Raw genomic sequence first — 19,736 nt, forward strand, 5'->3', positions numbered from 1 at the left:
GGAAATTAATATAATTCATTTTGTTTGCTAACATCGTGATTTATTTAATTCTTTGTTTGCAGAAACAATTACTTTTCATTCATCTGTATTTTCGTATATGGTCAAATTTGTGTCACTGATTTTATGATTACAAATGTCAGAATATTAATTGATTTTTTTTTATATCATTTCAATAATTAATTATAAAATTTTCACTTTTGTGTGAATAGTATGCATGAAATATTATCCAATATGAATAAAAAACGAAAATATATAAACTTTCAATTCATCATATTTTCAGGATGAAATTATCTTTATTTAATCCTGAAGTGTGATATTGCCAATTAATTGTAATAATATCGGTAAGGACCTTCTTTAAACTCTTAAAATCTTCAGGTCTTTTCATATAAATATTGGCACCGGCTACAAAAATATCTTCAATCTCATTTTCAGAAAGCTGATCAGAAAATATAGCAGTCACCATATTATTGAATTTTGGATTTGATTTAAATTCCTCAATACACTCCATGCTGTTTTTGTCAGAAATTGAATATTGAATAAAAGCAATTTCAGGAACCACTGCATCTTCATTATTCAAATACTCCATCATCCTACTTCCTGTATTGAAGCATTGAATTTTTATTGAGATTTTTAGCTCTTTGAATATATTTTTAAAAAAAATTAAAGTGTTTTCATCGTTATCTGTTACTATTACGTTAAGGAATTCTTTATTCATACTGCATTTTAGGATTTATTACCGTGCTTTGGGCTCTTCTTCTTTTTCCTATGATTTTTTGAAACTGGGATGGAGTAATTCCTGTTGTATTTTTAAACTGCGTGCTCAGATGAGCTACACTGGAGTAATTCAACTTATGAGCAATTTCAGTAAGACTGTGTTTGTTTCTAATAATTAAAGCTTTTGCATGTTCAATTTTTTGCAGAATAATAAAATTCTCAATGGAGGTGTAAGCTACTTCAGAAAACAGGTTGGACAAATATCCGTAGCTGTGATTTAGTTTTTCAGAAATATAGATAGATGCTTTTACAGGAATAATCTCTTCGGAAAAAACAAGTTCAACGATAGCATCTTTTATTTTCTGTACCAAAGCCGTTTTTTGGCTTTCTATGATCTCGATCCCATAATCTCCAAGATTTTTCTTGAAAAGATTATGCTGCTCTTGCGTAAAGGGCTCATAGAACTCTACCTCACCGAAGTTCAGCAGCCGATATTTCAGCCCGTGCTCTTTAAGTTTTTCGTCCAATACCTTTTTACAAAGGGCATTGAAATCAAATTTTACATACATTTTCATCCTAGTAATAAATAAGCCAATTTTTTAGTAAATATAATGATTTATTTCAATTGAATGTGAAATAGAAATATATTTTTTTTAACATAATTATAGAAAAAAAAACTCCTGTATTCTAGAATACAGGAATTTAAACACTAAGGATGAAAAAAATATACTGATAAAAAGCTAAAAAAGCTCAAAACCAAGCATATGAATGTATTATATTATAAGTGATTTGGTTCTGGAGCAAAGATGCTCCAAAAAAAGAAATCACTTGTTATAGAATTACATTTTAAAGTTACAGAATTTTAAGTCAATCAGGTGTGAATTAGAAATTCCATCAGAAAATCATCCATTACAAAACCATTTCCTATATCAAATACCCCCTCATCATAAACCTTGTATCCTTGGGATTCATAGAAATTTCTGGCTGCATTATTTTTATTAACATTTAAAATAATTCTCTTATTTCCGTGTTGAGATACCTTTTCATTTAAAAATTCAAGAGCGCTTTTTCCCAGTCCCTTTCCTTTACTTTCGGGAGTTAAATAAATGCGATGTAATTTTGTTGTTTGATCTTCATAATTGTGTTCATATCCAATAAAACCCTCATATGAATCACTATTTTCATCCAGAATCAAATAATAATGATAGTCCGGATTTTCTAGTTGGCTGGTAATTTCACTTTCTGAATACATCTCAGAAAGCATATAATCCATTTGTTCAAGAGAAAGTATATCCGCATATGCACTCTCCCATGAACGTCGAGCTAAATCTTGAATTAAGGGAATACTTTCTTTGGTTGCTTTTATTAATCTCATAATTAAATAGTATTATAATAATAAAAAAAGTGAAAAGTATACACTTTTCACTTTACAATATTTTCAATAATGAATTGCAAATTTTGTTTGACGAGTGAAGAGTAAAACCCACTGTCGACAGGCCAGCAATTATATCTTGCTCATCTCTGCCTTAATTTTTGCATAAAGAGCTTCAGATGCGGGTACTAAAGGAAGTCTGAGATAGTTTTTAATGATCCCTTTTTCAGCCAGCACGACTTTTATACCACAAGGATTGCCTTCAGCAAAGATCAAACGGGTCATATCAACTAACTTGTTGTGGATTTCATAGGCTTCTTTCACTTTTCCTTCAAAAGCCAGTTGTACCATTGTAGAAAACTCCTTTGGATACCCCTGCCCGATCACAGAAATTACTCCGTCTCCTCCAGCTAAAGTTACAGGAAGAGTATACTCATCATCTCCTGAAACAAGAGAGAATCCTTCAGGTTTCTTTCTTAAGATATCAAAGTATTGCAAAATGTTAGGGGCAGCTTCCTTGATCATGAATAAATTCGGAAATTCTTTTGCAAGACGTAAAGTTGTATCCGCCTCAACATTCTGCCCTGTTCTTGAAGGAACATTATAGATGAGGATATTTTTTCCTGTAGAAGCTAAAGCTTTATAATGCTGGTAAAGACCTTCCTGATTAGGTTTATTATAGTAAGGGGATACAGAAAGTACAGCTTCAAATGCAGAAAGATCTGCTTCTTCAATTTGTTTCTTGACTTCAAGGGTATTGTTACCGCCAATTCCTAATACAAGAGGAAGACGTTTATTATTCACCTTAATGATATGCCCGATTACCTGTTTCTTCTCTTCATCAGAAAGCGTAGCGGCCTCTGCCGTAGTTCCCAGTACTACCAAATAATTGGTACCGTTCTCGATATTATATTCAACAAGTTTTGTTAAGCTATCGAAATCAACGGATAAATCTTCATTAAAGGGTGTTACCAATGCAACACCTACTCCTTTTAAAATGCTCATCTGTTCGAATTATTTTTGTCAAATTTAATCATTTACACCAAGAATTTATAATAAATAATAATGTTTTATTATACATATAGTTATATTTGCATATACTAAAAGATAGTATGAAATCGCTATCAACAAAATTGTTTGTAAAAAACACCGGAATGACCGGCGATTGCATATGATCTTATAATAATAATTTGCAGCATATGAAAAATAAATTCTTGTTAATAGGAATTGCTCTGGCATCTCTTACAGCATGCAAAACTGCTTCTACACCGCAGCTTGTAAATGTAAAGACCCAGAAAAACATTTCTATTAATAATGAGCTAAAAAATGATGAGGAATTTGTAAAATTTATTGAGCCCTACAAGCAGAAACTGGACAGAGAGATGAATCAGAAAATCTCCCATACCAGTACTGATCTCACAAAACAAGGGGATAACAGTAATCTGGGAAACCTTTTAGCTGACTACACCCTTGAAGGAGGGGATCAGTGGACAAAGACCCACCTTAAACAAAGAGTAGATGCTGCCTTAATTAATATTGGAGGAATTCGCACAACTATTGGAAAAGGTGACATTATGTTGAAAAACGTTTTCGAAGTGATGCCTTTTGAAAATGAATTGATCATTGTAAAAATGAAGGGAACAGATCTCCCTGGTCTTTTTGAGTATTATGCAAAAACACAGGTAAATAATCCTGTTTCTCACCTATATATTGAAACAAAAAACGGACAATTAAACCAATCTTTAATTAACGGAAAAGCAGTAGATCCCAATAAAGATTACTATATCGCTACTTCAGATTATCTTGCGCTGGGAGGTGATAATATGAAATTCTTTGCTAAAGGAGAAGCAATACCTACCGGAATTAAACTCAGAGATTTATATATTGAATATTTCAAAAAGAATCCTGAAATAGTTCCTGCTACAGATGTTCGTTTAAATTTTATCGGTAAAAAGTAATGGATAGAAAAAGTTTTTTAAAAGTGATAGGTAGTGGATCTTTAGCAATAGCTATGGCTCCTAATATGATGATGGCGGAAGAATTAAAAATTCTTGATTTAAAATCCACAAACAAACTGACCATTCTTCATACTAATGATCAACACAGCAGAATAGAGCCTTTCGATGCAAGCTATACCAAAAACCCTAACCAGGGAGGGTTTGCAAGAAGAGCAAATTTAATTCAGCAAATCAGAAATCAGGAAACTAATGTCTTACTTCTTGATTCGGGAGATATTTTCCAGGGAACTCCGTATTTTAATTTTTTCGGCGGAGAGCTGGAATTCAAATTAATGTCTATGATGAAATACGATGCTTCCACCATGGGAAATCATGATTTTGATAATGGATTAGACGGATTTCTGAAGGTTCTCCCTAATGCAAAATTCCCTTTTATCTGTTCCAATTACGACTTTAAAAATACAATCCTTGACGGAAAGACATCTCCTTACAAGATTTTCAATAAAAACGGAATCAAAGTAGGAATCTTTGGAGTAGGAATTCAATTGGATGGTCTCGTAGGTAAAAAACAATATGGAGAAACAGTGTATTCTAATCCTATTGATGTTGCACAACACTATTCAAATTTCTTAAAGAAAGAACAGCAATGTGATCTCGTTATTTGTCTCTCTCACATCGGTTACGATTACGGAGACGAACCAACCAAGATAAGTGATAAAATTTTGGCTGCCAATACAGAAAATATTGATATTATTTTAGGGGGCCATACTCATACATTTCTACCGGAACCTCAGACATTCATTAACAGACAGGGCAAAAATGTTCTTGTCAACCAAGTCGGATGGGCTGGCCTTCTTTTGGGTAGAATAGATTTCTATTTTGATACAAACAAAAATGTAAAACATATCTCCTGGAACAACCAGGTAATCGACAGCAGTATAATAGCATAATATGAAAAAACTTTCTATAATTTCTCTTGGTATTTTAGCAGCTCTTCAGGTGGCAAAAGCGCAGGTTATTTCATCAAAAAAATGGGCAGACCTTTTTTCCTACAACAACGTCTTGGCTATGAAAGAAGACAATGGGAAAATAATAGCCGCAACCGAAAGTGGAATATTCTATTATACCATATCAACGGGAGAAGTTACGAAGTTATCTAAAGCGAACGGTTTACATAATGTCGGAATAACGGCTTTTGATTATAATCCAAAGACTAAAACAGGTCTCATAGGTTACGAAAACGGTTCTTTGGACGTTATTACTCCAGACGAAATAAAATATATTGTTGACATTCCTATTGCAACCGGTTATAATGGAAGTAAAAAGATCAATCATATTTCTATTACCGGAGATCAGGCAGTAATTTCTGTAGGTTATGGACTTTCTCTATTCAATCTTAAAAAGAAGGAATTCGGAGATTCTACTTTTTTCATGCAAGCCGGAGTTTATCAGGCCAGTAATGAGGCTGTTATTTTTGGAAATAAAGTGTACACAGTTACCAACACAGGCTTAAAAAGTCATGAAATGAATACCACTTTCCCGGTATACACAACATGGACAACAGATGTTCCCGGAGCTTTTAAGCATATCGACTCTGAAGCTGATATTGTTTTCTCAAATGCTACAAATGCTTTTTTATTTAATAATGGTACTCCAACTCAGCTTCCAACCAGTTTTACAAACATCCAGGATATCGTTATGACTCCTGACAATATTATCGTTACAGACAACAGGATATATACGTATGGAGCAAATGGCGTTTCTTTGAATGCCATTAGTCTCGGTGAAGACTGTAATACAGCCCTGATGGCAGGCGGAAAAGTATTTGGAGGAACAGTATTTTCAGGGATAAAAGACGAAGGGAACAACACGTATAAACCATCAGGACCCTTTTATAACTATGCATACAAAATAAATTTGTATGACAATAACAGACTACTTGTTTCTACGGGAGCAAGAACCGAAACTTTTAATTATCCGGCTTACAACCCAAGAAAACCCGGCTTCTATTACTTTAACGGCACGGAATGGCTCTATTCTTCCTTCTTTATCAATAATCCCAGAGAAAACATTAATGTTCTTGACGCTATACTCAATCCTCTCGATAATAATGAAATATTTTTCACCAATTATGCGATGAGAGATCAGGGGGTTTACAGAATGAAGTACAATGCTACTAATAAAGATTTTGAACTGGTTAAGTATTATAATTTAGGAGCTCAACCGTATTTAAGAAGAGCAACAGGGCTTGCCACAGATTCTCAGAATAATATTTTCGTTTCTGTTAGTTTTGATAATGATGGAAATCCTGCTATGGGAATTTATGATAAAGCCAGCGATGATTTTACTTTAAAAAAGATTGTTCTTTCAAGTACCGGCGTACAAAAACCCATTTTACATGAAAGTATGCTGTGGGTTCCTTTACCAAGAACCAATAATTTCTGGGTATATGATTATAAAAATGCAACAAACCTTTCCGACGATTCAGATTACATCCTTGGAGAACCCAATGGACTCCCAAGCAGTTCTGCTGGTGCTCAGGCAGTTGCTTTTGATAAGTCCGGAGATGCCTGGATAGGGACAGATAGCGGGTTAAGAGTAATGGCTAATGCAGCTTCAGAAATAAAGTCTTCAAAACCCAAAATGGAAGCTATAGTTATTGAACAAAATGGTATCCCGGAAGAATTATTTAAAGATTCAAATATTCTTCAAATTGAAGTAGATGGAGGAGACTACAAATGGGTTTCTATTGATGGAGGGGGTGTTTATTATCTTTCTTCTGACGGGCAGAAAACCATTAAACATTTCACAAAGGAAAACTCCCCTCTTCCTACGAATAGCGTTACCGATATTAAAGTAGATAAGAAGACAGGAAAAGTATATTTTGCTACCTATAACGGAATTGTGACCTACCAGAGCGATGTTTCCGATGTAACCTCTAATTTCGGAGATGTAATGGTGTACCCTAACCCTGTTGTATATTCAAACTTTAAAGGAAAGGTAACTATTAAAGGTCTTGCAGAGAAGACCAATATAAGAATCGCAGATGCTGCAGGAAATGTGGTGCATTCAGCTGTGGCCAGAGGAGGGTATTATGAATGGGATCTTAATAACCAGAAAGGGGTGAGAGTAGCATCCGGAATTTATTTCGTTCTGATGACTAACGAAGACGGATCTGATAAAGCTACAGCAAAAATAGGGGTGGTTAATTAATGAATTCGCAAAACGGTTTTTTACTTTCATTTATCAAATATGGTGAAAATGATGCGGTATTGCATTGTTTTACAGAAGAAGAGGGTTTTCAAACATATTTTCTAAAAGGAATTTATTCTAAAAAGAATAAAAAGAAAGCCCTGTTACAACCTTTAAACCAACTTAATTTTTCTGTAACCTTAGCAAGGGGAAACGGAATAGCATCAGTGTCAAAATTTGAACTGGTAAAAAACAATGACATTTATACTGACATCAGAACGAATACAATCATTTTTTTCATTTCAGATTTTTTGAATCAGATTCTTAAATATGAAAATAAAAACATTACTATTTATCAAAGTATTGATGCTTTTATTACCGAGTTAATGAATAAAAATTATCAGGCACATTTACTGTTCCTGGTGGCTGTTTTAAAAATTCAGGGAGTTGCTCCTTTACGGGGTGAAGGAAATTTTTTAGACCCTGAAACCGGAACTTTTTCACTAACTCCCATTCACCAATTGTTCAACGAAGAAGTTTCGATGATATGGAAACATATTCTTACTACCGAAAATCTATATGCGACAAAGATCCATCCTCATTTAAGAAAAAACTTTTTGGACAGTCTATTGGTATATTATCATTATCATATTGCCGATTTTAAAACACCTACATCATTAGAGGTGATACAACAGATATTTGAATAGCGTAAGAAAGCCAGTGAGCAAAGTATAAAAACAGCTATAGGATTTCTGCTTCCATCAATATAAATATTCTCGATCACCTCAGCCTTCTTAGCTTTTTTTATTTGCAGCATCTTCCGGCATCTCAGTCTCAGATTCAGCAATTTCTTTTTGTGAGAATCGGGGCTGCAGAATTTTAGCAATAAGTCCCGTCCATCCAGTCTGATGAGAAGCTCCTACCCCACGTCCGTTATCTCCATGGAAATATTCATAAAATAAAATATAATCTTTAAAATCCCGATCGGTCTGAAATCTCTCGTATTGGCCATGAACAGGTCGCCTACCATTTTCATCCTGCAAGAAAATATTAGAAAGTCTTTTATTTAAAGAATTGGCAATCTGATCCAGGTTTGAATATTTTCCACTACCGGTGGGATATTCAACAAGAAAATCAGGACTGTAATAAAAGAAAAAACGTTGAAGACTTTCAATGATTAAAAAATTAATAGGAAACCAGATAGGTCCCCGCCAGTTGCTGTTTCCTCCAAAAAGTCCGCTATCACTTTCTGCAGGAGTATATTTTACCGTATAATCAATATCATTAAGATTTAACGTGTATGGATTTTTCTCATATTCCTTAGACAGAGCCCGGACTCCGTACTCACTTAAAAATTCATCAGGATTCAACATTCTGCTTAATAGTCTTTTTAAACGATGCCCACGAAGTAAAGACAACAGGTGCTTGGAGTCCTGACCTTTGACTTCCCATCTTGAAACCAAAGATGCCAGTTCCGGCTTATTTTCCAGTACCCATTTCATTCTTTTCTTAAAATTAGGAAGATTTTCAATCATCTCATCGTCGATAACCTCAACAGCAAACATAGGAATCAGTCCTACAATAGTTCTCATTCTTAAATACATATGGGTTCCGTCACTGGAGGCAATAGCATCATAAAAGAACTCATCTTCTTCATCCCATAGACTGAAGTTTTCTTCCCCCATATTATCTAATGAATTTGCAATAGAAAGAAAATGTTCAAAAAACTTCATCGCCATTTCTTCATATACATTATTATATAAAGCCAATTCTAAAGCAATCCGCATCATATTCAGGGCAAACATAGCCATCCAGCTTGTTCCGTCCGATTGCTCAAGTTGTTCACCGTTGGGAAGGGTCGTATTTCTATCAAATACTCCGATATTATCCAATCCCAGAAAACCACCTTCAAAAATATTATTTCCGTTGAGATCCTTTTTATTGACCCACCATGTAAAATTCATCAACAATTTCTGAAAAGCACTTTCTAAAAATTCAAGATCGGGTTTATCATTTAAATACTCATCAATTTTGAATACACGGAATACTGCCCAGGCATGAACCGGAGGATTGACATCACTGAAATTCCATTCATAAGCCGGAAGTTGTCCGTTAGGGTGCATATACCATTCAAACAGGAAAAGTTTTAACTGATGTTTGGCAAAATCAGGGTCTATCAGTGAAAAACTTATGGTGTGAAATGCAAGATCCCAGGTTGCATACCAGGGATACTCCCATTTATCAGGCATGGAAATAATATGTTCATTATTCAGATGTCTCCAGTCATAATTCCTTATTTTTTCACGGGATTTTGGTGGGGGTATTTCAGCCGGATCACCTTTCAGCCACTTTTCAACATTGTAATGATAGAACATTTTATTCCACAGCATTCCTGCAAATGCCTGCCGTTGTACCAGTTTCTCATCTTCTGATTCTATTCCTTTTTGGATTTCAGTATAAAATTCATTTGCTTCCTTACTTCTTAGATCAAAAATCGCATCAAAATCGCGAAACGGTTCTTTTAAGTCTTTGTCTGTAATTCTAAATTCAAACGTCCTGGATTCCTTGCCTGTAAAGTCTTCATCAATAAAAAAAGAAGCTTTGGTTCCTGTATTTTTAGGATTAACTGATTGAGAATTTCCGGTAAGAATAAACTGATTGATTCCATCCTTACAGTATTCCGTCTCATTAGAAGACTGATACAATCTGTGATTATTCGTTTCATTGTCACAGAATAATGTTTTTAAAGATTGTTTTGCATACAGGTTTTTTATTTCAAGATCTTTATGATCTATTCTGATATGCGTGGATTCTTCTCCCGAAAGTTGTGGTTTATAATCATCATAGCCCCAATTCCAGGTATTTCTGAACCAAATAGTAGGTAGCAGGACGAGAGAAGCTTCATTTTCAGATTTATTGACAATGGTTATCTTAACCAGGATATCATTCTGACTTTCTTTAGCATATTCAATGAAGATGTCAAAATATTCATTATGATCAAAAATCCCGGTATCAATAAGCTCATATTCAGGTTCTTCTTTACCTCTTTCTGCATTGATCTTTATCAGATCTTCGTAAGGGAAATAGTTTTGAGGATATTTGTACAACATCTTCATATAAGAATGGGTTGGAGTAGAATCCAAATAATAAAAATATTCCTTTACATCTTCTCCATGGTTTCCCTGTCCGTTAGTTAGACCGAAGAAACGTTCCTTCACCATTTTATCTTTTTTATTCCAGAAGCCTACAGAGAATACCAGCTTTTGAAGGTCATCACAGATTCCACATATCCCCTCCTCACCCCATCGGTATGTTTTGGCTTCTGCTGTATCGTGGCTGGTATAATTCCAGGCATCTCCATTTTCGCTGTAGTCTTCACGTACAAGCCCCCATTCGCGGTTACTTACATAAGGACCCCACTTTTTCCATGATACATCTGAAATTCTCTGTTTTTCTGACATAAGCAATAATTATAAGTAATGAGTAATACGCAATTCTTAGCCCCCTGTAGAAAAGCTTTCAAATGTTGTCATTCCCCCGTCAACAAAAATACTGGTTCCTGTAATATAGTCTGCAAGGTCGCTGGCCAGGAATGCAGCAAGGCTTCCTATGTCTTTCGGTTGCCCGATTCTGTTATAAGGTATAAGGTTAAGAAGTGAGCTCAGTGCTTCCGACGTACTCCATGCATCTTTGTTAATAGGTGTCTGAATAGCACCGGGACAAATAGAATTCACACGGATTTTATCGGCTCCATATTCCTGCGCCAGAGTTTGCATGAGCATTCTGATTGCTCCTTTACTTGCAGCATAATTGGCATGTCCTGCCCATGGAATAATTTCATGTACTGAACTGATATGAATAATTTTTCCACACGCAATGGATCGTGAAGGATCTATACCTCTGCGTAAAAATTCTTTAATGGCTTCTCTGGCACATAAAAACTGACCTGTAAGATTGATCCCGATCACTGTATTCCACTGATCAAGGGTCATTTCCGTGAATTTAGCATCCTTTTGCACGCCGGCATTATTTACCAGAATATCTACTGTTCCAAATTGTGAAACGACATCCTGAAACATTTTAACGACCTGATCTTCTTTGGATACATCGCAAGCGTAAGTTATTCCGTTCCCTCCTGCTTCTGTAATTTCTTTCAGCACAGCTTTTGCTTCTTCGAATGATCTTTCTGAGGAATGATTGACAATAACTACAGCACCTGCTTCTGCTAAAGATTTTGCAATTCCGGAACCTATTCCACTGGATGCTCCGGTGACTACAGCCACTTGATTACGAAGTGATATTTCCATATTTTGAAATTTGATGTTACTCAAAGTTATGGAAAGAAATCAGCAGTAAAGAAATTATGATTTTAAAATTTTATTAAAGTTTTTTATACATCAGGTATTGGGGTCCGCTTCTTCCTATCCTGGTTTTACCTTCATAAATATATCCGTTTTCAAGGTAAATATGGTATGCAGATTCATTTCTCTGGTTCACAGCCAGTACAATTTCATTACAGTTTTGAAAATTTTCCCTGACAAAATCATCTACTTTCATCATAGCACCTTTTCCAATTCCTGTCCCTTGCATTTCAGGATTAACAGATAATGATCTTACTAAAACAGAATCTTTATTATCGGTCAATTCAAATTTATCTTCCCCAAAATCAAGCACAAAAAAGCCTGCAGGCGTATTGTCCTTCATAATCGTAATGGGAAATGCATCGTTATCTTCTCTTCTTTCAATATTCAGCAGAGCTCGCTCCACCGTTGCAGCAAACTGCGACTGATTTTCATCCAAAGCATAGTTGAGCCTGGAAAAATCTTCCTGAGTAAAGAACTGTAAGTTGATCATGATTAATGATGATAGATGTCTTCATACATTACCCCGGCCCGTATTTCTACAGGAAGTCTATTCTCTTCCGGAACAATAGGACAGTTGTAATCGTAAGCATTATAAGCACAAAACGGTTGATAAGACTGATTAAAATCCAGCAAGATGGTGTTCCCTTTTGGGATTTGCAGGTCCATATATTTTCCGCCTCCGTAGGTTTCTTTTTCATTGGTTAAATCTCTGAACGGAAGGAAAAGATAATTTTTGTATTTTTCTTGTTTAATCAAATCAAGGCTTTGATATAAGGTCACTGTATAGGGTTTTCCATCCAGGTTAAAGGTGGCTTTTCCATATTCTCTATAAGACTTTGTTTTTCCTGAAGAAGTTGGCAGCTCGAAAGGTTTTGGATCTTTTGTTTTAACAAATGTAGCAGTTATCCTATATTTAAGTTCAAACGGAAAAAAAGGATGAGCTTTAAAGTTTTTAAAGTTATCACCTCGCAAAGGTGTCGTTTTAGGATTCAGATATTCTTCATTGAGCTCGTCCTGAAATTTTTTCACATCCATTACTTCCTGAGAAACCATTTTTTGAGAAAAAGCCCATAGCGGCAGGAGTAAAAGGATTAATATATATTTTTTCATGAATCTTAAATTATAAGTAAAACTATGAATTTTTCATCGGAAACATCGTTAAAATTGTAATAAAAAGTAATAATCTGTTTTAAATAAAAGACAGCTTCATTTATCTAGCATACTTTTTGAAAAATAGTTTTCATGGATAGAAAAAGATTCATTAAAACAAGTGTATTAGCTTTATCAGGTTTTTATTTTCTGTATTCCGATATATTTCAGGCAGCACAATTTCCACATATTGTAACAGAAGAAACCATAGAAGCACCCATTATCATTATAGGTAGTGGATATGGTGGCGCTGTATCTGCATTGCGTTTGTGTGAAGCCGGAAAAAAAGTGATACTTCTTGAGATGGGGCTTCATTGGGAGAAAGCAGGAATTCCTTATTCCAATCTGTTGAAACCGGGGAAAAGCTCAGCCTGGCTCAAAAAGAAAACCATTGCCCCTTTTATGAATATTTTTTCTTTAACTCCATTTACCGGAACATTGGATCGTCTGGAATTCGACAATATCAGCATATGGGTAGGAAGAGGTGTGGGTGGTGGTTCACTGGTAAACGGCGGTATGGCTGTTACTCCGAAAGAATCTTATTTCAGGGAAGTTTTCCCAGATCTTGATTCTGAAAAATTTTACAATCATTATTTTCCTTTAGTACGAGAAGAGCTTAAAGTAAATGTTATTGATGAGCAGTTTTTAAAAGATTGTCCGTATTACAAATTTACAAGAGTAGGTGAAGAAGAGGCTCACAAGGCCGGTTTTAAAACAATAAGGGTTCCCAATGTGTATGATTTCAAGTATATGGAAAAAGAATACCGGAATGAAGTTCCCCGATCAGCACTCAATACAGAAGTAATCTATGGAAATAATTACGGCAAAAACAGTTTAGACAAAACCTATCTTAAAAAAGCACTGGAAACGGGCAATCTTGAAATCCTTGACCTGCACAAGGCTGATCATATTCAACTCAATGATGATAAAAGCTATACAGTAACCACTCAACACATCAATACTTCCGGACAGGTATTGGCTCATAAAACATTCCATTGTAAAAAACTGATTCTTTCAGCGGGTACTATGGGAACATTACAGCTTCTGTTGAAATCAAACACTATAAATAATCTGCCAATCGATGAAAAAGTAGGAAAAAACTGGGGTAATAACGGGAATTTCATGACGGGCCGAAATTGGGTAAGACCTTTGTCCGGTGGAACAGGATCTAAACAATCCACCATCCCGGTGGGAGGAATTGATAACTGGGAAGATCCGGAACATGCTTTTTTCACAGAAATTGCCCCCTTACCGATGGGAATGGATGTCGCAACCGCTCTCTATTTATTAATCAACAGAGTTGATAAAAAAGGTGAAGTAACATTTGATAAGACCAATCAGGCTTTACAATTGAACTGGAATGAAAGCCATACAGCTAAAATGAAGGAAAATGCAAAATATTTTGTCAGAAAAATGAATAACGCCAATGGAGGAACACGAAGTCATTTTCTGTTCAACAATGGTTTTGGGGCTGATATTTGCTACCATCCTCTTGGCGGCTGTGTCCTTGGAGAAGCTACTGATGCATTTGGAAAATTAAAAGGGCATGAAAACCTTTATGTGTTGGATGGGTCGCTCATTCCCGGAACAATTGGGGTAAATCCGTTTGTCACTATTACAGCTATTGCAGAATATTGTATTGAACACTTGATTAATCAGAATGAATTTACCTGAAATCAAGGCATCAACCGCACCTCAGCAAGATAGTTCCGGATATCATGTTCCAGTTTGAAGGGATATGTAAAATTGAGTTTTTGAGCCAAATCAACACCTAATTCATGGACAAGATCTGCAAAAGCAAATAATGCGTTCCAGTTTTCTTCAATATCACTTCCTGAGAAGGTAGCTTCGACCTTATTCCATACATCTGCAGAAAGATATTTTTTGAACAGTCTTCCGTGTTTGTTGGTTGTGATATTATTCCAGTCATGAGATGCCGCAATATACCACTCAATAAGAGGAACCAGATAGTCTGTTCTTAATATATTCTCGGACATAAATTTTGCGTAAAAAATATCTCTACGGTTAAGGCATTTGGCAACATAAGTGGTATCCCACCAAAAGTCATTGAGAAGTTGCTGAAATTTCTTTTCTACGGGTTGATGAATCATGATGGATTGATAGGTCGGAGATTTCATCCCTTTTGTGAAACCGTCTTTATCAATCAAAACTTTGTAACCGACATCCCAGTCTTCAGGAAGGTTTTCTTCTTTAGCTTCTGCAATAAATTCTGACAGCTGATACAGTTTAAAATCAATCTTTATATGATCTCTGTATAATACCATTTTCATGGCATGTTTTCCGTCAAAAACATCATCCTTTTCTTCTACCATAGAAATAGGATCTCCAAAAAGACTGACCCATGTATTATCCTCTTCATAAGCTTTTCTCTTATCAAAAACCAGCTCTATATCAAGGTCACTGAAATCATCTACGGGAGCATAAGGATTTACCAGAGAACTGGTCAGAAGAACGACACGAACATCAGGATTATATTCTGCCCAACGGACAATCTGTTCTAGTTTTTGTTCTCTTATTTTCATACTAAGTTAATAGGATTCCGATATTTTCACACGGTACACGTCTGTTGAATTTCTTTTAATTGATTCTACGAAAAATCCTCCCTCTTCAGGAATGACTTCTTTTAAATCAAAGCTTTTACAGTCTTTGGGAAGTCCTGAAAATATTAACGTAAACCAAAAATCCTGCATAAAAGGAACAGGTGTCCAATAAGGAGAGATTGAAATATTTTCAGCATGAATCAGCTTGCTCCTGTGTTCCGACTGATTATCAAAAAGATAAGTGGAATGCCAGATTCTGATCAGATTTCCCAAAAATGGTGATGCAGGAAAACAGCAATGAACAATAACCTGTTTTTCCTCTTCTACTTTGGTCTGAAGAGATTCAAGAAGTTCTTTTGCAATGACCGGCTTTATAACAATTTCTTCCACCTTTTATAAGTAATGAATGTAAACAATGAGTAATGCATTTTATTTGATGTATTACCCATTGTCCATTGATGATGTTAGTATTCTAATTCTAATTTTTCTTTTGTATAATTTCTTAGCTCTTCCGTCAGTTCAGGATGTTCTGCTAAATTTTTTCCGTAAGAAGGAACCATTTCCAGTAATTTACCTTTCCATTCTCCATTCAATTTTTCAGGGAAACATTTTTCAATAACATTCAACATAGCATGTACAGCTGTAGATGCGCCCGGGGAAGCTCCTAAAAGAGAAGCAATAGTACCATTCTTGTTGACCACTACTTCAGTTCCGAATTCAAGTTTCCCTCCCAGTTTATCATCTTTTTTGATAATCTGAACTCTTTGTCCTGCAACTTTCAATTCCCAGTCTTCTTCATTGGCATCTTTGATGAATTCTCTCAAATGTTGTATTCTCTGAGACTTGGTCATCGCTACCTGCTGGATAAGATATTTTGTTAAAGGAAGATTATGCCACCATGCACCGAAAAGTGATTTTAAATTTTTAGTATTTACACTTTCGGGCAGATCCAGATAGCTTCCTTCCTTCAGGAATTTTGTTGAAAACCCTGCGAAAGGTCCAAAAAGAAGGGCTTTTTTTCCGTCAATAATTCTAAGGTCAAGGTGAGGAACAGACATCGGTGGTGCATCTACTGTTGCTTGCGTATATACCTTAGCCTGATGCTTTTCTACCAATTCCTGATTATGAGTCACCAGCCATTGTCCTGAAACCGGGAAACCTCCATACCCCTGGCTTTCTTTGATATCTGAACTATCCAATAACGGAAGTGCATATCCCCCTGCTCCGATAAATACAAAATCAGCCAAAACTTCCTGTTTGTGGTTGTGTATTCTGTCCTTTACCTTCATCTCCCATTTTCCATCTTCCCTTGGGTCAATATCCTTTACTTCGTGATATAAAAAAACTTCCACATTAGAATCTTCAAGTAAATGCCTTCCCATCTTTCTGGTCAGTGTTCCGAAATTAACATCGGTCCCCATATCCATTCTTGTAGCTGCCATCACTTCAGATTTATTTCTTTTACTCATCACCAAGGGAATCCATTCTCTCAATTTCTCATGATCTGTAGAAAATTCCATTCCGGAGAAAAGCACAGACTCAGACATTTTATCATGACGTCTTTTAAGATAATCGGCATCTTTTTCGCCAAATACCAAGCTCATATGTGGACAAGAATTGATAAAATCTTTAGGTTCCTGAATGTAGCCCTTGCTTACCAGATAGGACCAGAATTGTTTTGAGATTTCAAATTGTTCTGCAATACTCTCTGCTTTTTTGATATCAATTGTTCCGTCTTCTTTTTCAGGGGTATAGTTTAGCTCACAAAAAGCCGAATGACCTGTTCCGGCGTTGTTCCATGCTGCTGTGCTTTCTTTCGCAAATCTTCCTAGCCTTTCGAAGATAGCAATTTCAAGACCTGGATCAAATTCATGAAGCAGCGTTGCTAAAGTGGCGCTCATGATTCCGCCGCCTATCAGTACAACGTCGTATTTAGGTTTCGGTGTTCTGCTTGTAAGCGATTGTGACATAATTTTAAATTTTACCTCAAATTTCGGGAAAAGTTTTAAAAACAGAAACGCGTTTAACGATTTTAACATGTAATTTTTCGAAGTTAAAACACTTCTTAATTACACAACCCGTTATCATGGAAAGTTTCAATAAAGTTTCATTGAAATGATTAACAAAGACAATGATGAAGTATGAAATCTTAGTAAAAAAAGTACCACATTTTCATATTATTTAATTCACTAATCAATGAATTGTTCAAAGACATAAATTTTATGAAAACTTAAGTTTATTTAAGTTTACAATAAAAAACACTTTAACCATAATGATTTACGTCATTATATTTTATCAATAATAAGTGATAAAGTATTATTAAATACAAACATAAAGTCACTTTTTATTGAAAAATACGTAATTTTATAGATAAAAATCTATTCAAAAACAATAAAATACTGGTATTTTATATGTATCTTTCAATAAATAAATACCATATTCCAGTGTATTTAGTTAAAATTATTTCGTAAACATTATAAAGATGAAAATTGTCAACTTCGTATGTACATTTTTCGCAACAGTGGCTTTAGCCCAGAGCGGAAGTGTAGGAATCAACACGTCCAAACCGGACCCCAGTGCAATTCTGCATATCGAAAATTTCAATGGAGTTTCAGCGACTGCAACCGCCACGATATCCGGTGGTGCTATCACTGGAATTACCATAACAAATGGAGGAAGTGGCTATTCCACTGTTCCCACAGTCAACTTTTATGGAGGAGGTTCTGTTGTCAACGGTGGTACAAAAGCCCGCGCTACAGCAACACTTACCAACGGTGTGGTAACAGGTATTACAATCAACAACGGCGGAAGTGGTTATACAACAGCTCCAACAGTGGTGGTATCCGGAGGGAATAAAGGAATGTTATTTCCAAACCTTAATATTGCCAACCTCAGCAGTACAACAACTCCAGTAGCTTCTCCAGCCAATGGTTTGCTTGCATACAATGGAGGAGCCAATAGTAATAATAAAACACTGCATACTTTCAACAGTACTTCCAATCAATGGCAAAGTACTATTGATGCTGAAAATACGCCTAAGGTTGCATATCTTGATTTCACAGGATCTTTATCTGCCCTAGATAATGCTGTAGCGGGTGCTAACACTCAGCTTATGGTAAATCCTCCGGCTATTTCCGGGGTATCAAACATCAATGGGTTTAAAGTTGTTCAGAATCCAAGCTCAGGAGGTTATTCTTTGGTTCTTCCTCAGGGAAATTATCTCGTAGAAGTAAATCTTAATTTAAATTCACCTCAGGAAAGTCCAGCCGGACAGGGAGGAACCGCTCCTCTTTCAGGCAGCACCTATTATCTGATGGGATATTTTATAGATTTTACCAATGATATCTACAATAATACCAGCAACACATTTACCGGAGGAGCCAATACCAGAAAAGAAGTTCCTATCGTATCTAAGGTAAATACTAACCATCTGGCAACCTGGTCTTATTACTACAGTGTTCCTGCAAATGCTGATGCCAATATCATCGGAGGACTAAGGCTACGCTTAGGAAGAATGCAAAACAGTACCTTTTACGATCTCGTTAATGTGATTCCTACCGGATCTTATATTAAAATATCACAACTTTAAAACAACCAACACATGAAAAAAAGTTATATCCTGCTATTATTCATTATAGCACAGACAATATATGCACAAGTTGGAATAGGTAAAACAACTGTTAATAATTCTGCCGTGTTGGAAGTATCCGAATCTACCAACAAAGGAGTTCTACTTCCAAGAATTGATATCACAGATATATTAAACAAAACAACACCTGTCAATAATCCTACAGATGGCCTTGTTGTTTACAATAAAGGAAATTCAATCAGCCCGGGTATTTATATATGGAAAAACAACAAATGGACTCAGATGGCCGATACCTATAACCTGGTGAGCTATATGATGCTTCAACGTACAACAGATTATACGATATTGGGAAATTTGGCTAATGGTACATTTAAAAACTTTACTGACGCTGCTTTTACCGTAGTATCCAATGATATCGGAGCAACTTATAATACAGGTTCAGGAGCCATTAGTCTTCCCGGAAACAGTGGTTATTTAGTTAATCTATGTCTGAATATAAGAACGGCTCTTGAAAGTGCCAGCGCAGGAATAGGAGGAACTCAGGTTCATCTGCATCAGTATCTGGTAAAGCTCGTAGATCCTGTAACCGGTACACAATATGGAAAAACCATTAGTATTAATGCTCAATCCATAGCAAGCAATAAAACACATACTCTTAATATGAGCTTTTCTTTTGTGTCTACTTCAGCAACTCCTATTACATTGGTTCCATCCATTGCTCATGATGCAGGAGGTACGTATCAAAACGGGGCCGGAGGTGCTGCTCCCAACAATGGAGAAATTATTATCACCAACACCAAAGTAGATATTCAAAGATCTGCCCTTAACCAATAATTA

The 19,736-nt window shown here is 35.7% G+C and carries 18 protein-coding genes; 7 read left to right on the forward strand and 11 right to left on the reverse strand.

The genetic code is table 11. From position 1 onward, the window contains the following. Positions 1-268 precede the first annotated feature (268 nt). The 4 genes from C1631_RS20330 to dapA all read right to left on the reverse strand — a co-directional run bounded on the left by C1631_RS20330 (position 269) and on the right by dapA (position 3,091). Entirely contained in the window at positions 269-715 is a 447-nt protein-coding gene (locus tag C1631_RS20330) for a response regulator (protein WP_103249570.1), read from the reverse strand. After that, complete coding sequence (locus tag C1631_RS20335; protein WP_109713902.1) at positions 708-1,289, reverse strand: helix-turn-helix domain-containing protein; 582 nt, start codon at positions 1,287-1,289, stop codon at positions 708-710. The genes C1631_RS20330 and C1631_RS20335 overlap by 8 nt, the downstream gene beginning before the upstream one ends. Before the next feature lie 296 nt (positions 1,290-1,585). Further along, a complete protein-coding gene (locus C1631_RS20340) occupies positions 1,586-2,089 on the reverse strand; it encodes a GNAT family N-acetyltransferase (RefSeq protein ID WP_109713904.1) in 504 nt (167 codons plus the stop codon). Positions 2,090-2,218: 129 nt separating this feature from the next. Beyond that, positions 2,219-3,091: a 4-hydroxy-tetrahydrodipicolinate synthase gene (gene dapA / locus C1631_RS20345; RefSeq protein WP_103248627.1), complete on the reverse strand. Its 873-nt coding sequence runs from the start codon at positions 3,089-3,091 to the stop codon at positions 2,219-2,221. A 194-nt stretch (positions 3,092-3,285) separates the two neighbouring features. On the opposite strand from dapA, the gene C1631_RS20350 reads away from it, so the two are divergent. Genes C1631_RS20350 through recO form a run of 4 tightly spaced genes read left to right on the forward strand, consistent with a single transcriptional unit; the run spans position 3,286 to position 7,943 of the window. Next, entirely contained in the window at positions 3,286-4,044 is a 759-nt protein-coding gene (locus C1631_RS20350) for a 5'-nucleotidase C-terminal domain-containing protein (RefSeq protein WP_103248626.1), read from the forward strand. Next, positions 4,044-4,994, forward strand: a complete 951-nt coding sequence (locus tag C1631_RS20355) for a bifunctional metallophosphatase/5'-nucleotidase (RefSeq protein ID WP_103248625.1) — start codon at positions 4,044-4,046, stop codon at positions 4,992-4,994. Before C1631_RS20350 ends, C1631_RS20355 begins: the two co-directional genes overlap by 1 nt. Before the next feature lies 1 nt (position 4,995). After that, complete coding sequence (gene porZ, locus C1631_RS20360; RefSeq protein ID WP_185144685.1) at positions 4,996-7,257, forward strand: type IX secretion system anionic LPS delivery protein PorZ; 2,262 nt, start codon at positions 4,996-4,998, stop codon at positions 7,255-7,257. After that, the gene (gene recO, locus C1631_RS20365; protein WP_109713906.1) at positions 7,257-7,943 is read left to right on the forward strand and encodes a DNA repair protein RecO; all 687 of its coding nucleotides are present in this window, start codon (positions 7,257-7,259) and stop codon (positions 7,941-7,943) included. Before porZ ends, recO begins: the two co-directional genes overlap by 1 nt. An 87-nt stretch (positions 7,944-8,030) precedes the next feature. Here recO and C1631_RS20370 read toward each other — a convergent pair whose 3' ends face one another. From C1631_RS20370 to C1631_RS20385, 4 genes are all read right to left on the reverse strand, one after another. Continuing rightward, complete coding sequence (locus C1631_RS20370; protein ID WP_109713908.1) at positions 8,031-10,697, reverse strand: MGH1-like glycoside hydrolase domain-containing protein; 2,667 nt, start codon at positions 10,695-10,697, stop codon at positions 8,031-8,033. 36 nt (positions 10,698-10,733) lie between these two features. Beyond that, the gene (locus tag C1631_RS20375; protein WP_109713910.1) at positions 10,734-11,543 is read right to left on the reverse strand and encodes a glucose 1-dehydrogenase; all 810 of its coding nucleotides are present in this window, start codon (positions 11,541-11,543) and stop codon (positions 10,734-10,736) included. A 73-nt stretch (positions 11,544-11,616) separates the two neighbouring features. Continuing rightward, positions 11,617-12,090 (reverse strand): GNAT family N-acetyltransferase, encoded by a 474-nt coding sequence (locus C1631_RS20380; protein WP_103248828.1) that lies wholly within the window; start codon positions 12,088-12,090, stop codon positions 11,617-11,619. Between the two features lie 2 nt (positions 12,091-12,092). Next, the gene (locus C1631_RS20385; RefSeq protein WP_109713912.1) at positions 12,093-12,710 is read right to left on the reverse strand and encodes a DUF1684 domain-containing protein; all 618 of its coding nucleotides are present in this window, start codon (positions 12,708-12,710) and stop codon (positions 12,093-12,095) included. A gap of 132 nt (positions 12,711-12,842) precedes the next feature. On the opposite strand from C1631_RS20385, the gene C1631_RS20390 reads away from it, so the two are divergent. Beyond that, the gene (locus C1631_RS20390; protein WP_109713914.1) at positions 12,843-14,423 is read left to right on the forward strand and encodes a GMC family oxidoreductase N-terminal domain-containing protein; all 1,581 of its coding nucleotides are present in this window, start codon (positions 12,843-12,845) and stop codon (positions 14,421-14,423) included. 2 nt (positions 14,424-14,425) lie between these two features. Here the strand turns inward: C1631_RS20390 and C1631_RS20395 are convergent, their stop codons facing one another. The 3 genes from C1631_RS20395 to mqo all read right to left on the reverse strand — a co-directional run bounded on the left by C1631_RS20395 (position 14,426) and on the right by mqo (position 17,280). Beyond that, a complete protein-coding gene (locus tag C1631_RS20395) occupies positions 14,426-15,292 on the reverse strand; it encodes an AadS family aminoglycoside 6-adenylyltransferase (protein ID WP_103246867.1) in 867 nt (288 codons plus the stop codon). Between the two features lie 6 nt (positions 15,293-15,298). Next, positions 15,299-15,700 carry a hypothetical protein gene (locus tag C1631_RS20400; RefSeq protein WP_103246866.1) on the reverse strand — a complete coding sequence of 134 codons (402 nt, stop codon included), beginning with the start codon at positions 15,698-15,700 and terminating at the stop codon, positions 15,299-15,301. Between the two features lie 74 nt (positions 15,701-15,774). Continuing rightward, positions 15,775-17,280, reverse strand: a complete 1,506-nt coding sequence (mqo, locus tag C1631_RS20405) for a malate dehydrogenase (quinone) (RefSeq protein WP_109714084.1) — start codon at positions 17,278-17,280, stop codon at positions 15,775-15,777. Between the two features lie 512 nt (positions 17,281-17,792). On the opposite strand from mqo, the gene C1631_RS20410 reads away from it, so the two are divergent. Beyond that, the gene (locus C1631_RS20410; protein WP_109713916.1) at positions 17,793-18,899 is read left to right on the forward strand and encodes a phage tail-like protein; all 1,107 of its coding nucleotides are present in this window, start codon (positions 17,793-17,795) and stop codon (positions 18,897-18,899) included. A gap of 12 nt (positions 18,900-18,911) precedes the next feature. Then, on the forward strand, positions 18,912-19,733 hold the full coding sequence (locus C1631_RS20415; RefSeq protein ID WP_103248171.1) for a phage tail-like protein: 822 nt from the start codon (positions 18,912-18,914) through the stop codon (positions 19,731-19,733). Positions 19,734-19,736 lie beyond the last annotated feature (3 nt).

The organism is Chryseobacterium phosphatilyticum (genome assembly GCF_002899825.2).
Classification (GTDB): Bacteria; Bacteroidota; Bacteroidia; order Flavobacteriales; family Weeksellaceae; genus Chryseobacterium; species Chryseobacterium phosphatilyticum.

Excerpts from the sequence above, each read along its gene's own strand:
- C1631_RS20330 (WP_103249570.1), bottom strand. The coding sequence starts at position 715 with ATGAATAAAGAATTCCTTAACGTAATAGTAACAGATAACGATGAAAAC.
- C1631_RS20335 (WP_109713902.1), bottom strand. The coding sequence starts at position 1,289 with ATGAAAATGTATGTAAAATTTGATTTCAATGCCCTTTGTAAAAAGGTA.
- C1631_RS20340 (WP_109713904.1), bottom strand. The coding sequence starts at position 2,089 with ATGAGATTAATAAAAGCAACCAAAGAAAGTATTCCCTTAATTCAAGAT.
- dapA (WP_103248627.1), bottom strand. The coding sequence starts at position 3,091 with ATGAGCATTTTAAAAGGAGTAGGTGTTGCATTGGTAACACCCTTTAAT.
- C1631_RS20350 (WP_103248626.1), top strand. The coding sequence starts at position 3,286 with ATGAAAAATAAATTCTTGTTAATAGGAATTGCTCTGGCATCTCTTACA.
- C1631_RS20355 (WP_103248625.1), top strand. The coding sequence starts at position 4,044 with ATGGATAGAAAAAGTTTTTTAAAAGTGATAGGTAGTGGATCTTTAGCA.
- porZ (WP_185144685.1), top strand. The coding sequence starts at position 4,996 with ATGAAAAAACTTTCTATAATTTCTCTTGGTATTTTAGCAGCTCTTCAG.
- recO (WP_109713906.1), top strand. The coding sequence starts at position 7,257 with ATGAATTCGCAAAACGGTTTTTTACTTTCATTTATCAAATATGGTGAA.
- C1631_RS20370 (WP_109713908.1), bottom strand. The coding sequence starts at position 10,697 with ATGTCAGAAAAACAGAGAATTTCAGATGTATCATGGAAAAAGTGGGGT.
- C1631_RS20375 (WP_109713910.1), bottom strand. The coding sequence starts at position 11,543 with ATGGAAATATCACTTCGTAATCAAGTGGCTGTAGTCACCGGAGCATCC.
- C1631_RS20380 (WP_103248828.1), bottom strand. The coding sequence starts at position 12,090 with ATGATCAACTTACAGTTCTTTACTCAGGAAGATTTTTCCAGGCTCAAC.
- C1631_RS20385 (WP_109713912.1), bottom strand. The coding sequence starts at position 12,710 with ATGAAAAAATATATATTAATCCTTTTACTCCTGCCGCTATGGGCTTTT.
- C1631_RS20390 (WP_109713914.1), top strand. The coding sequence starts at position 12,843 with ATGGATAGAAAAAGATTCATTAAAACAAGTGTATTAGCTTTATCAGGT.
- C1631_RS20395 (WP_103246867.1), bottom strand. The coding sequence starts at position 15,292 with ATGAAAATAAGAGAACAAAAACTAGAACAGATTGTCCGTTGGGCAGAA.
- mqo (WP_109714084.1), bottom strand. The coding sequence starts at position 17,280 with ATGTCACAATCGCTTACAAGCAGAACACCGAAACCTAAATACGACGTT.
- C1631_RS20410 (WP_109713916.1), top strand. The coding sequence starts at position 17,793 with ATGAAAATTGTCAACTTCGTATGTACATTTTTCGCAACAGTGGCTTTA.
- C1631_RS20415 (WP_103248171.1), top strand. The coding sequence starts at position 18,912 with ATGAAAAAAAGTTATATCCTGCTATTATTCATTATAGCACAGACAATA.